This is a genomic window from Synechococcus sp. BDU 130192 (assembly GCF_963876085.1).
Taxonomy (GTDB): domain Bacteria; phylum Cyanobacteriota; class Cyanobacteriia; order Cyanobacteriales; family MRBY01; genus MRBY01.
The window spans coordinates 22,175-35,205 of the sequence record NZ_CAWNNO010000062.1 but is presented as its reverse complement, the minus strand read 5'-3'; the positions used below and the strand labels follow the sequence as shown (position 1 = coordinate 35,205).

Below are 13,031 nucleotides of genomic sequence, written 5' to 3'. Positions count from 1 at the left end.
CTAGGCTTGATCGACTCGTCGTTCAGCAAGCTTGAGACGAATTTCCTCGTGGTATTGCTGAGTAATGGGATAAAAATAGGCCAGCACCAGCCCAATAATGAGGGTAATGGTTGGTAAGGGGGCGATCGCAAAGCGGATTGCTAGGAGGGCAGAATCAGGTTGCACGGGGGGCGCTTGACCCGGAATAGATTCAACGAAACCGGCCCAGGCGAGGGCTTGACCCACCAGAAATAAGCTAATAGCCAGACCTATTTTCTGGAGGAGCACCATAAAGCCATAAAAAACGCCTTCCCGCCGTTGTCCGGTGGTGAGTTCATCTAGTTCAATCACATCGGGCACCATCGACCAGGGGATCAAATAGCTCACGGACACCCCACAGCCAGCCAAGATTGCACAGGCAAACATTAAACCGATTTGTCCCGGTTGTAGGAAAAATAACCCTACCTGGGCAATAATCCACAGGAAAACGCCCCCAAAATACACCGTTTTTTTCCCTAAGTGTTGACTGAGGGCGCTGGCCACAAATAAAAGCACCAGGGCTGTTCCCTGTACCGCCAGAGCCACATTGGGAAACATCGCATCCGGCAAGCCCATCCAGTTGATCACAAAATAGGGCAAGATCGAAGCGGTTAATTGAATCGCCAGCCAAGAGGCCAGATAGATTCCAATCACGAAGAGAAAGGGTTTGTTACTAAAGGCAATTTTCAGTTGCTCCCGGAAGGGAATCGGGGCCGCAAGATCCGTTTGTTCAGCCAAAGGTACTGTTAAATGGGGTTCCGGCACAGAGCGCACGAATGTCCAACCCGCCACCGCCAGCAATAGCGCCCCAGAAATAAACAAAAATGGCCATAAAATTGGCCCCTGGAGCAACCCCAACCCAGCCAGGCCACTCACCCCAGCCATTCCCCATAACCCTTGACCCAATCGCTGTCGTTGCCGAGGGTTTAGGATTGGCGATCGCCCCTTCTCTTGAAGCCGCAACGTACACCACAACAGCGCCAAGCCCGCAAACACTGAACAAACCAGACCCAGGAGACTGTATTGCTTTAGGGGATCATCTGGATAAGCTTGAAAGATCAACCGCGCCACAATCAGCGAAAAAATACTAGAGCCAATGGAAAAACTAAACCGAAAACTGTTCAAGCTTGTGCGTTCGTGGTAATCCTGGGTTAACTCTGGAGTGAGGGCAGCATAGGGCAAATTGACCGCTGTGTAGGCCAGATTAAATAAAATTCCCATCACAATGTAGTAGCCAAACAAAAACCAATCATTCACTTGATCAATTTCGCTCAATTGGGGAACCAACCACTGCCCAAAAAAGACAAAGACAAAGGGAACAATTCCTCCCAGCATCCAGGGTAAGCGTCGGCCCCAGGGATGACGGGTGCGATCGCTCAAAACCCCCACAATGGGATCATTGATGGCATCGGAAATTTTGCCGATCATCAAAATGCTCCCTGCCAGGCCCGGTGGTAAACCCGCCACTTGGGTAAAAAAGTACAACAGAAAGAAAACCAAGACATTTGCCGTGAGAGCTGGCCCAATATCGCCTGCCCCAAAGGCAATTTTTGTCGATAGGTTGAGTTTTTCTGATGGGGGATGGAGCGGCTGGGTCATGGCAGGGACGCCCGCTTGGGGGCGCAAAGAAACTGCTTGCAATTGTAGTGGCTGCTACGGTAATCGGCGATCGCCAACTCAGAAACGGGGAATGTAAAATAAAATTCACGCCTTTTCGTAACCAAATCCCTATGCAATCTTCCTTGATCAATGGCCGTTACCAAATCGTGAAGACCCTCGGACAGGGTGGATTTGGGGATACCTTTTTGGTGAAAGACCTACAACTGCCCTCCCAACGGCAATGTGTGCTGAAATCCCTCAAGGTACAGGCCACCAGCCCCCAAACGGTCCAGGAGATGCAGCGACGCTTTCAACGGGAAGCCGCCATCCTCGAAGGCCTGGGGGAAAAACATAACCAGATCCCCAAGCTCTACGCCTACTTTGAGGAGCAGGGACGATTTTATTTGGTGCAAGAATGGATCGATGGGCTGACGCTCCAGGACATCGTTAAACAGCAGGGCAGCCTAAGCCCGCTCCAGGTACAACAAATTTTGCTGGACTTGTTGCCCGTCCTCCAACTGGTTCATGACCAATACATCATTCACCGGGATATTAAGCCAGAAAATATTATTCTGCGCAGTAGCGATCGCAAACCCGTTTTAATTGACTTTGGGGCCGTCAAGGAAGCCCTGACCACCGCCATTCACCTGGACTTGAGCCAGCCCGTCTCTGTGGCGATCGGCACCCCCGGCTACATGGCCCCCGAACAGGGCACCGGGCGTCCCGTCTATTCCAGTGATTTGTATGGCCTTGGGTTTACGGCGATTTTTCTCCTCACTGGCCAATCTCCCCAACAGTTCCCCAATGATCCCCAAACGGGGGAATTGATTTGGCAGCAGGATTTTCCCTATCTGCAAACGCCATTGGGTCAAGTCATTGCGAAAGCGGTGAAATTCCATCCCCGCGATCGCTTTCCCACGGCCCAGGCGATGTTAAATGCTCTCCGGAATGCAGTGGGCACTGCGGCGGCTCCGGCTCCTGTAGTTAATGGCAATCAAACCACCGCCACGCGGGTTGTGGGGTCGCCCCCCGTGGCAAGACGTACCACATTACCGACAAGCACCACCGCCGCCCAACCCCAGGAAATAGAAAATGGTGGCTGTTGGCGTTTGGCGATTCTCACGGTTTTGTTTAGCGGTATTGGCATCAGTGCGGGAATTTGGTTGACCTTTGCCCTTGTCGGGCGATCGCCTGAACCTCAAACTTTCCCTGAAGATCCAGCCTTGAACACAGAGAGCAATCCGCCTGTTCTTGAAACTCCCCCACCCGAACCGACCCCAGAGCCGGAACCGGAACCCGAGCCCATTCCAGAACCAGAGCCAGAACCGGAACCCATTCCAGAGCCGGAGCCGGAGCCAGAACCGACCCCAGAACCTACTCCTAGTCCCGGAGAAATTCCGTTAATTCCCGTGGGGACTCCCGGCGCCGCCATTCCCCAAATTATTTCTGTGCCCCCCACCGATCAACGACCTGGCTTTTGGGGTGATAGTACGGCGATTTTGTATCGTAACTATGGCCCGGCAAATGTCAGCCTCGGCTACATCGTTGACAACACAACGGGCACCCTGGCCCAGACGGAAATCACTTTTCCCGTGGGGACTGACCTCAGCGTGATCCAACAAACCCTGGGTGGCCTCTTGCCCGAAGGCGTGCCCCCGGAAGTGAGCCAAGCGGTGGCTAGTGTCTACAATCGCAATAGCAGTTCCCAATCCTTCACCACGGCCAACCACCGGGGCCAAATTAAACGCAACGATAGCGATCGCCTTTATCTCGGCATTTGGAATCCCGGCTTCCACGATTAGGCTCTGGGCAGTCCCCGTTGGGCGAGGAGAGCGCTCCCATAGGCGGCTTCTGGTTGGGGTGAAATAAGCACTGGGCAACGGAGGTAACGGGCACGAATTTGTGTCCAGACTGGATTTTTTGCCCCACCGCCAGCGGTAAAGACGGTGCTAACGGGGGGCGATCCTAGGGCCTGTAACTTTTGGTAACCCTGAGCTTCAATGCGGGCGATGCCTTCTAAGAGTCCTTGTAAAAACTGGCGGGAATCTTGGGGCCGGGGGGTTAATTTTGGTGGCAAAGTTGGGTCATTGATCGGAAAGCGATCGCCAGGCCGCAGCAACGGATAATAATTTAAGCCGCTGTCTTGATGGGGATTAATAGTGGCACTGAGTTGTTGTAGTTGTGTGTCATCAAAATAATGTTTGAGCACGGCACCGCCTGTATTTGAAGCGCCACCCACGAGCCACAGATGACCAAACCGATGACTGTAGACCCCGGCGGCTAGGTCTTGAATCGGGCGATCGCCTAACAATTTCAGCACCAACGTGGAGCCGAGGGAGGTCACTGCTTCCCCAATTTCCTGGGCACCACTGGCGATAAAAGCCGCAATACTATCGGTGGTTCCGGCGCAAATTTGACAGTGGGGATTGATCCCAAACCGCCGAGCCACCGTCGCTAAAATCTTCTGTTTCCCAGCACCGGGGGTTTGCACTTGGGGCAGTAAATGAAACAGAGGATGCTGTTGTAACCAGGAAGGATAACCCAGATTTTCGACGTCATAGCCAAGTTTTAGGGCGTTGTGGTAATCGCTCAGGCTAAAGTTGCCGTGGAGTAAGCCACTTAACCAATCCGCCTGATGGCAAAAATAGTTGGCCCCCTGGGTTAATCCCTGGGATTCAAACCAGAGTAATTTGGCGAGGCTGGCCGTGGCCGATTGCACGAGATGTTGGGGCGGTGCCAAGACCCGGAGCATTGGTAAAACAGTCTGGCCCCGGTCATCGTTGTAAAGCAGGGCTTCTGTAATCGCTTCTCCGGAGGCATCACAGAGTAGAACCGTTCCAGAGGTGCCATTGAGGGCGATCGCCTGGAGATTTTGCCGAATCTCTAGATTGAGGGCGGCGAGTAAATGCCAGAGTGCCTCGCGCCAACCCTGGGGCGTTTGTTCAAGGGGATTTACACTAACTGTCTGGGAAATTTCACCCTCACCTGTAATGGCGATCGCCCGCGCCCCAGAAGTCCCGAAATCAAGGCCAAGGTAAAATGGCGCGGTCATCAGTCTTCGGTATAGATACAGCCAGCGGTGCAAGTTTCTTTAATTTCTACCGCCGCTAAACCCGGTAAATCCACTTTTTTCAGCTCTTGGTAAATCCATTGGGCGATCGCCTCGCTGGTGGGACTTTCCATCCCCAAGGAATCATTCAAATGGTAGTGATCTAGGTACTGATCTAGTAGCGGCTGGACGTATTTTTTAATCTCGCCAAAATCGAAAAGCATCCCCTGTTTTGGCCCCGTTTCCTGGAGGCGATCGCCCCGTAGATACACTCGCATCACCCAACTATGGCCGTGGAGACGGGCGCATTTACCATCGTGATGGGGCAGTTGGTGAGCTGCCTCAAAGCGAAATTCTTTATAGAGTTCCCACTGGGCCATGATGGTTTAGGCCCAGGCCAGGTAAGGCAATTTTGTCGCCGTTGTGGCAATCTCCGCCTGGTTTGCCACCAATTGACCGCAGCTATCCCAAGTGCCAGCGAGCAATGCTTGTCTAGCCCCTTCTCCTAGCTGGATTTGACCCGACCAATCACCGCAGGAAACTGTCAAATTTTCTAGATCGACGCTGGTGGCCGCCTGGGGGTTAGCTTCTAACTGGCTTTGTAATGCTTCGACCGTAGCCCGATCCGCCGTCACACAGGGGACGCCGTTGGCGAGGCAGTTCCCAAAGAAAATTTCCGCAAAACTTTCACCCACAATGGCTTCAATACCCCATTTCAAAAGAGCCTGGGGGGCATGTTCCCGTGAAGAGCCGCAGCCGAAATTACCGTTAACCACGAGGATATTCGCATTCTGATACTGGGGTAAATCAAAGGAATGCTCGCCGTCTAGTTGCTGGCGATCATCTGCAAAAGCTTGTTCCCCAAGGCCATCAAAGGTGACACACTTCAGAAACCGTGCGGGAATGATGCGGTCTGTGTCGATGTCGTTGCCCCGGAGCGGGATCCCTGTGCCAGAAACTTGCTTGATTTCGCTGCTCATATCTCGTTTGAATCGGTGACCAGTGGGAGATTGCTAATTTAGCATACTTTCCTGGGGCAATTGCCCCAGTGAAAAGGAAACCCCAGGGGCGATCGCCAAAAGACGAAACCTCGTTTAATAGATATAATCTGTTACGAAAGCCATTAAGAAATGTTGCGTCCCATGAACAACCCCGTCCTCCAAGCCCTGGCCTATGGCCGCGCCTTTGCAGAAGTCCTCAAAGAGAGGGTAGAAGACAGTTTGACGGATCTGCTTAGTGATCTTGGTAAATTCGATGCAGAACGCAATCAATGGTTTCAGGAATTTGCCCAAGAAGTCCAGGCCCGCGCTGAACGGGAAGCGGCCAATCAAGCGAATCCTAGCCGTCCGATCACCATCGACATTGACGGCGACGATCGTCCCGCTGACCTCCAGGAGATGATCGACAATCTCCGGGCAGAAATTGCGAGCCTCAAAGCGGAACTCAAGCAATATCGCGATACCCAAAATTAAGCTTTTTCTCCCAAGGCGATCGCCCTAGCCACACCATACTTTTCTTTTCCGTAAACCCATTTCGATAGGCAAATTCTTTGTGTCTGCTCTGTCTTCCCAAGCCAATTCCAGGGTCTCTAATCCCAACGCCACCCCAGCACCGCGCCTAGAGCGGGCTAAACCTACCTATCGCTGGAACCGTGGAAACTACTCCAAAAATCGGCGACGGTTCGACATTTGGGTATTTGTGCTCACCTTGATTTTTAAACTGATCCGCAACGGCAAGAAATGGACTTATGCGGGTGGTTTTACCGAAGAGAAACTCGCAGCCCGGCAAAAAATCCAAGCCCAGTGGATCAAAGATAGTTTCCTCGAATTGGGGCCTACTTTTATTAAAGTCGGTCAACTCTTTTCAACCCGCGCCGACCTATTTCCCGAAGCATACGTCCAGGAACTGTCTAAGCTCCAAGACCGCGTCCCAGCCTTTTCCTACGAACAAACGAAGCAAATAATCGAAGCAGACCTCGGTAAACCGATTAATGTTCTGTTTCGCAGTTTCGACCCCGTTCCCCTCGCGGCGGCGAGTCTCGGTCAAGTCCACAAAGCCCAACTCCACAGCGGCGAAGAAGTAGTGGTTAAAGTCCAACGACCGGGCCTGAAACAGCTTTTCACCATTGATCTGGCGATCCTCAAAAAAATTGCCTGGTATTTCCAAAATCATCCCCGTTGGGGCAAAAACCGTGACTGGCTTGGAATCTACGCTGAATGCTGCCGTATCCTCTGGCAGGAAGTAGATTATCTCCAGGAAGGGCGCAGTGCCGATACCTTCCGGCGTAACTTCCGGGGGATTGACTGGGTAAAAGTACCAAAGGTCTACTGGCGTTATGCTTCACCGCGAGTGCTGACCTTGGAGTATGTACCAGGGATCAAAATTAGCCATTACGAAGCCCTGGAAGCGGCCGGCCTAGAACGCAAACAATTGGCGAAACTCAGCGCCCGGGCCTATTTACAACAATTGTTGAATGATGGTTTTTTCCATGCTGACCCCCACCCCGGTAATCTGGCGGTGAGTCCCGATGGGGCACTCATTTTCTATGATTTTGGAATGATGGGAGAAATCAAGGCCAATGTCAAAGCTGGCCTCATGGAAACCATGTTGGGAATTACAGAAAAGGATGCCGACCGGGTGATAAACTCCCTCGTTACCCTAGGGGCCTTGGAAGCAACCGGAGACTTGGCACCGGTACGCCGCTCGATCCAATTTATGTTGGATAATTTTATGGATAAGCCCTTTGAGGCCCAATCGATTACGGCGATTAGTGATGACCTTTACGAAATTGCCTACGACCAGCCCTTTCGGTTTCCAGCAACCTTTACCTTTGTGATGCGGGCTTTTTCTACTTTAGAAGGGGTCGGCAAAGGCCTTGATCCAGAGTTCAATTTTATGGCGGTGGCTCAACCCTTCGCCCTCCAGGTTATGAGTGAAAATTTACCCAGCGGCAGCAACATTATTGACCAGTTAGGACGCCAGGCGGCACAACTGAGCACTTCCACTTTTGGTTTGCCACGGCGCATTGAAGATACCATCGACAAGCTAGACCGGGGTGATATTCGCATCCGGGTGCGGGCCCAGGAGTCTGACCGACTGCTCCGCAAATTGGGGGGAATGCAACTGGCGACGAATTATACGTTGATTTTTTGTGCGCTGATTTTGTCTGCTACCCTGTTATTTGTGAATGGCTCATTCATTCCGACGGCGGTGGTGGGGGCGATCGCCTTGGTGCCTGGTTGGGCATTATGGCGTCTCCTTAAAAAACTAGATCGCTACGACCGCAAATTTTAGCTAAATTTAGATAAGTTCTAATCTAGTACGCTACTTTTCCAGCTATTTTCCCGAAACCATGCTTATGAAATGTCGCTTTACGGGGCAAACTGATCCCGGGTTGGTGCGCTCCGCTAACCAAGACTCCTACTATTGTGATCCCGACGGGCGATTTTTCATCGTTGCCGATGGCATGGGAGGACACGCAGGGGGAGAAGAAGCTAGTCGGATTGCCGTAGAAACCATCCAGCAATATTTAGAGGCTAATTGGGAAAGCCCAGAAAGCTCAGAAGATCTTTTAGAAACGGCTCTTATCAAAGCCAATGAGGCAATCCTCGCGGATCAACTCGACAACCCAGCCCGTCAAGACATGGGTACGACAGCGGTGATGGTGCTATTTCGGGGCGATCATGTTTGGCGCGCTCACGTGGGGGATTCTCGCCTCTATAGTTTCCGGGGAGACACCCTCATTCAAGTAACTGGCGATCATACCTGGGTCTCTCAGGCAGTGCAGTCGGGAGATATTACGGCAGAACAGGCGAAGGTGCATCCCTGGCGTCATGTCCTTTCCCAATGTCTGGGTCGTAAAGATTTAAGCTTGATTGACCTGGCTACCCTAGAGATTCACAGTGGCGATCGCCTGTTGTTATGCAGCGATGGACTGACCGAAGAGGTAGATGACTCAGAAATCCAATTTATTCTGAGTGCTAATGATGACCTCGACCAGGCAGCGGCGGCTTTAATTGAAACGGCTAAAGATAACGGTGGTTCCGATAACGTCACCGTAGTTTTGGTGCAGGTTGAAGCCGACTAGCCCAAATTTTCCATAATCCATAACTCACAACAATCGGTAAGTAACACCGAGGGTATAGCGTTCGCCGGGAGCGAGGGTGATAGCCTCGGCGGCAGCATTGGCCGTTTCAACACAGAGAAATCGTTGATAGGCGTCTGGAGAAAGATCACCCATGGTTGCAGTTTTCTCCATGCCAGGATTCCAGACGATGGTCGTGGTACTGTTTCGGTTACAAACCTCAATTTTTCGCTCAAGACTAAGATCATCAATGAACAGCTTCGGGGCGGTATTTTGATAAATGCGGTCTACTTCCCCCTGAATAGTGACTTCGCCAATTTGCGATTTTTGCTGTGCGCTGTCTACCTTGTCGATGTAATTCAGGCCCGCAAGACCCAGCACTTTCACCCGTTGAATGTCGCCGATGGTGAAGTAGGTGTGGAGAGCTTGGGTAATGGTCATCGGCCTTTGATCGTGGTTATGACTCGTGAGTTCGAGATCTAAGCTTTCGCCTACGGTGATGGCGATCGCCAGTTCAAAAGCATAATCCCAAATTTTGTGGGTCTCTTCGTCATCTTGCAAGCTTAAAATAACGCGGGTTGCGCCATTGGCGAGGGTTTCAGTGTGCCGGACAGTCCAGAGGCGATCGCGCCCAAAACCATGGTTTGCTCGCCCTAATTCGTCCGGGTCTGCCCCAAACCAGGGCCAACAGATGGGAATCCCACCCCGGATCGCTTTTCCTGGTTGGTAATGACTGCGATCGCTCAAAAATAAAAGATCAGCCTGGGTGTTGCTTGGTTGGAAAGAAAGCACCTGTCCGCCATAGAGAGAGATTTCTGCCGTGGCAAACCGATTCTTAATTTTGATCACCGGAAAACCCGGTTGGCGATCGCCAAAGGAAAGTTCAGGCAAGCCGTATTGTTGATTGAGTTGGTCAAGATGCATAAAAACTGTGGAGCGCTACTGCCATTTTAGTGAAAATTGCCAGGGCCAGAATCTGCCACTGCCGCCCCAAAACTCCGGCATAATAGACAGCGAACGACTTTTCTTTTCCTCAACCATTTATGCTGTGTTGCCTCCGCATTGAAAATTTTGCGTTGATCGATCATCTAGAACTCGATTTACAGGCTGGGTTGATGGTTTTGACCGGGGAAACGGGGGCCGGAAAGTCAATTATTCTGGATGCCCTCGATCTTGCCCTTGGCGGAAAAGCAACGGCGCGGTTAATTCGGGCGAAAAATGATCAAGGAGATGCCACGGGAGAACGGGCGTTTATTGAAGCAACCTTTACCCTCACCCCCAGCATCAAACAATGGTTACAGAGCCAAGACATTGATCTGCTAGAAGATGAAACGGTGGTTTGTAGTCGGGAGTTAAGTCTGACCCGCACTGGTTTGCGATCGCGCAGTCGTGTCAACGGAATTATTCTTAATCAGGGTTTGATGGCGGAACTCCGGGCGCAACTGCTAGAAATTACCGCCCAGGGTCAAACGGTTGAACTCCTGATTCCTGAACGGCAACGAATTCTCCTCGATAGCTACGGTGGCTCCCAGGTGCAACAGCAGCGGCAACTTGTGACTGCCACCTATCAAATTTATCTCAAAGCAAAGCAATTACTCGAAAGTCGGCGCACTTCGGAGCAAGAACGGCTCCAACGGCTAGATTTACTGCAATATCAACTCCAGGAGCTATGTGACGCCCATTTAGAGGATCCTGAGGAGCTAGAAGTATTGCAACAGGAAGGCGATCGCCTTTCCCATGTGGTGGAATTGCAACAGCTCAGTTACCAGGCACACCAAATTTTGTACCAAAATGACGATCCCGAAACCCTGGCGGTGGCGGATCTTTTGGGGGAGGCTGAGAACCTGCTCAAAGAAATGGTGGACTATGATACCCAGTTAAATGGCATTCTCGACATGGTGCGCAATGCCCTTACAGAGGTAGTAGAAGCAGGCCACCAAATCATCACCTACAACAACAATCTCGAAGCTGACCCAAAACAATTGGCTGACATTGAGGCCCGAATGCGGGTGCTAAAGCAAATTTGCCGTAAGTATGGCCCGACCCTCAGCGAGGCGATCGCCTACCGGGACAAACTCCAGGGGGAGCTAGATGTCCTCACCGCTGCGGATCAGTCCCTTGAAGCCCTAGAGCAAGACTGTAGAATTAAATATCAAGACTTAGAAGTCCATTGCCAAAAATTAAGCCAATTACGCCAAAAAGCAGCCCAAAAATTAGAGAAGCAACTGATTAAAGAACTGAAACCCCTGGCGATGGCAAAGGTGAGTTTTGAATGTCGCCTTAGTCCCATCTCGCCTACTGCCGCCGGAGCCGATCAGGTGACGTTTTATTTCAGCCCGAACCCTGGAGAGGTGGCTCAACCCCTCGCCGAAATTGCTTCTGGTGGGGAAATGAGTCGCTTTCTCCTCGCCCTCAAAGCCTGTTTTACCCAGCAGCAGACGACGCCGAAAACTTTGGTGTTTGATGAAATTGACGCCGGAGTTTCGGGGAAAGTGGCCCAGGCGATCGCCACCAAGCTCCACCATCTCAGCCAGTATCATCAGGTGCTTTGCGTCACCCACCAACCCCTCATTGCCGCCATGGCCGATGGACATTTTCGCGTGACAAAACAAGTGCAATCCCAGGCAAAAAATCAAAAAGGCGATCGCACCCTTGTCGCCGTAGAATCCCTACAGCACCATCAGAAACGCCGGGACGAATTAGCCCAGTTGACGGGGGGTCATGCCGCCGAGGAAGCGATTTCCTTCGCCGAATCCCTCTTAGTCCAGGCCCAAACCCTCAAGGCGGGCAGCAAAATGACCCAAGCCTAGCCCAAATGGCTTTGCACCACATTGACCAGGTGTTGTGTCCAATATTCCGCGAGGTATTGTTCCTCGGCCTCGACCATCACCCGAATGACAGGTTCCGTCCCCGAAGCTCGCACCAGCACCCGTCCTTTATCACCCATGGCCGCTTCGGCCTTATCAATTTCCGTTTGGAGCACGTCGCAGTTCTGCCAATTTAAACGGCGATCGCGATCTTCGACCCGCACATTTTTCAGGAACTGGGGATAGGTTTGGAAACTTTGATCAATTAACTGATTGAGGGGAACCCCTGCCTCCCGGACGAGGGCGGCTAAATGCAATGCCGTTTGGATCCCGTCCCCAGAAACGCTGTGGTGATGGCAAAGAATATGACCCGATTGTTCGCCACCGAGCATCGCCCCCGTCTGCCACATGGCCGCTTGGACATACTGATCGCCAACAGCAGTCCGATGAAGTTGTCCTCCCAGTTTTTCCCAGGCCCGCTCAAAGCCCAGATTTGCCATTACGGTACCGACAATTAAATTGTTCGGCAATTGACCCGCTGCCTGGAGTTGTTTCCCCCAAAGGTAGAGGATGTAATCCCCATCAACGATCCGGCCTGTGTTATCCACGGCAATCACCCGGTCGGCGTCCCCATCAAAGGCAAAGCCGAGATCCGCGTTGTGGAACTGCACCGCCCCTTGGAGTTGGTCGATGTGGGTAGAACCGCAGTTGACGTTAATTTTGTTACCGTCTGGTTGGTGGTGCAGGGCAATCACTTCTGCACGGAGGGCTTGGAAAAGTTCGGGAGCCAAATGCACAGAAGCGCCCCAGGCCAAATCGAGCACAATTTTGAGGCCGTCGAGGGATAAACCTTGGGGAAGTGTCGCAAAAACTGCATTCCGGTATTGTTGGGTCAGTTCTTTTTGGTGTTGGTAGGAACCACAGTTATTGGTTTGCGACAGAATATTTTCTAGGCGATCGCCGCGCAGACCCGCTTCAATCTTGGCACTGAGATCCTTGAGCAGTTTCGTCCCCGCGTCACTAAAAAACTTAATGCCATTATCTTCGGGGGGGTTGTGGCTGGCGGAAATCATGATGCCGCCGATGGCGTCCGTGGTGCGGGCCAGATAGGAAACACAGGGCGTTGGACAAAGGCCCACATGCCACACTTCTAATCCAGAGGCGGTCAAACCAGCGGCGATCGCCATCGCTAACATATCACTGGAGTTGCGAGAATCTTGCCCAATGATCACAGGGGCGCGTCGTGCCGCTGTTTCCTGGAGCACTTGCCCGGCCCAGTAGCCAACTTGGAGCGCAAAGGGAGCCGTCAGCAGATCTCCCGCTTTACCCCGAATCCCGTCAGTCCCAAATAATGAACCTGCGGGTAAATCACACCGTAGGGCTTGGGGCGGATAGCTCGCCAACATACGACTCAGGGGATGTCCTTCCTCTGGCATGATCATCATGGGTTTTGCTCCTCACAACATACAGACAC

Annotated in this window: 11 protein-coding genes; 5 read left to right on the top strand and 6 right to left on the bottom strand. The window is 52.1% G+C overall.

Annotation, left to right across the window (positions count from 1 at the left end; genetic code table 11):
* Nucleotides 1–1,617, bottom strand: coding sequence for an MFS transporter (locus AACT35_RS15250; protein WP_099237812.1), 1,617 nt, complete (start codon nucleotides 1,615–1,617; stop codon nucleotides 1–3).
* A 131-nt stretch (nucleotides 1,618–1,748) separates the two neighbouring features.
* Here AACT35_RS15250 and AACT35_RS15245 point away from each other — a divergent pair, with 131 nt between their 5' ends.
* Nucleotides 1,749–3,419 (top strand): serine/threonine-protein kinase, encoded by a 1,671-nt coding sequence (locus tag AACT35_RS15245; RefSeq protein WP_099237687.1) that lies wholly within the window; start codon nucleotides 1,749–1,751, stop codon nucleotides 3,417–3,419.
* On the opposite strand, the gene AACT35_RS15240 is transcribed toward AACT35_RS15245, so the two are convergent.
* From AACT35_RS15240 to leuD, 3 genes are read right to left on the bottom strand one after another with little or no spacing between them, the layout of a single operon-like run.
* On the bottom strand, nucleotides 3,416–4,669 hold the full coding sequence (locus AACT35_RS15240) for an FGGY-family carbohydrate kinase (RefSeq protein WP_099237685.1): 1,254 nt from the start codon (nucleotides 4,667–4,669) through the stop codon (nucleotides 3,416–3,418). The two genes, AACT35_RS15245 and AACT35_RS15240, sit on opposite strands and share 4 nt — an antisense overlap.
* Nucleotides 4,669–5,046 (bottom strand): 6-carboxytetrahydropterin synthase QueD, encoded by a 378-nt coding sequence (gene queD / locus AACT35_RS15235; protein WP_012306089.1) that lies wholly within the window; start codon nucleotides 5,044–5,046, stop codon nucleotides 4,669–4,671. The genes AACT35_RS15240 and queD overlap by 1 nt, the downstream gene beginning before the upstream one ends.
* Before the next feature lie 6 nt (nucleotides 5,047–5,052).
* The gene (gene leuD / locus AACT35_RS15230; protein ID WP_099237683.1) at nucleotides 5,053–5,646 is read right to left on the bottom strand and encodes a 3-isopropylmalate dehydratase small subunit; all 594 of its coding nucleotides are present in this window, start codon (nucleotides 5,644–5,646) and stop codon (nucleotides 5,053–5,055) included.
* A gap of 162 nt (nucleotides 5,647–5,808) precedes the next feature.
* Between leuD and AACT35_RS15225 the strand changes: the two genes are divergently transcribed.
* The 3 genes from AACT35_RS15225 (at nucleotide 5,809) to AACT35_RS15215 (ending at nucleotide 8,753) form a co-directional block, all read left to right on the top strand.
* Nucleotides 5,809–6,138, top strand: coding sequence for a DUF6825 family protein (locus AACT35_RS15225; protein WP_099237681.1), 330 nt, complete (start codon nucleotides 5,809–5,811; stop codon nucleotides 6,136–6,138).
* 79 nt (nucleotides 6,139–6,217) lie between these two features.
* Nucleotides 6,218–7,960 (top strand): ABC1 kinase family protein, encoded by a 1,743-nt coding sequence (locus AACT35_RS15220; RefSeq protein WP_099237679.1) that lies wholly within the window; start codon nucleotides 6,218–6,220, stop codon nucleotides 7,958–7,960.
* A gap of 58 nt (nucleotides 7,961–8,018) precedes the next feature.
* Nucleotides 8,019–8,753, top strand: a complete 735-nt coding sequence (locus AACT35_RS15215; protein WP_012306085.1) for a Stp1/IreP family PP2C-type Ser/Thr phosphatase — start codon at nucleotides 8,019–8,021, stop codon at nucleotides 8,751–8,753.
* A gap of 24 nt (nucleotides 8,754–8,777) precedes the next feature.
* Here AACT35_RS15215 and AACT35_RS15210 read toward each other — a convergent pair whose 3' ends face one another.
* A complete protein-coding gene (locus AACT35_RS15210) occupies nucleotides 8,778–9,674 on the bottom strand; it encodes a D-hexose-6-phosphate mutarotase (protein ID WP_099237677.1) in 897 nt (298 codons plus the stop codon).
* 119 nt (nucleotides 9,675–9,793) lie between these two features.
* On the opposite strand from AACT35_RS15210, the gene recN reads away from it, so the two are divergent.
* Nucleotides 9,794–11,560 carry a DNA repair protein RecN gene (gene recN / locus AACT35_RS15205; RefSeq protein WP_099237675.1) on the top strand — a complete coding sequence of 589 codons (1,767 nt, stop codon included), beginning with the start codon at nucleotides 9,794–9,796 and terminating at the stop codon, nucleotides 11,558–11,560.
* Here the strand turns inward: recN and glmM are convergent.
* Nucleotides 11,557–12,963 carry a phosphoglucosamine mutase gene (gene glmM, locus AACT35_RS15200; RefSeq protein ID WP_254047942.1) on the bottom strand — a complete coding sequence of 469 codons (1,407 nt, stop codon included), beginning with the start codon at nucleotides 12,961–12,963 and terminating at the stop codon, nucleotides 11,557–11,559. The two genes, recN and glmM, sit on opposite strands and share 4 nt — an antisense overlap.
* Nucleotides 12,964–13,031 lie beyond the last annotated feature (68 nt).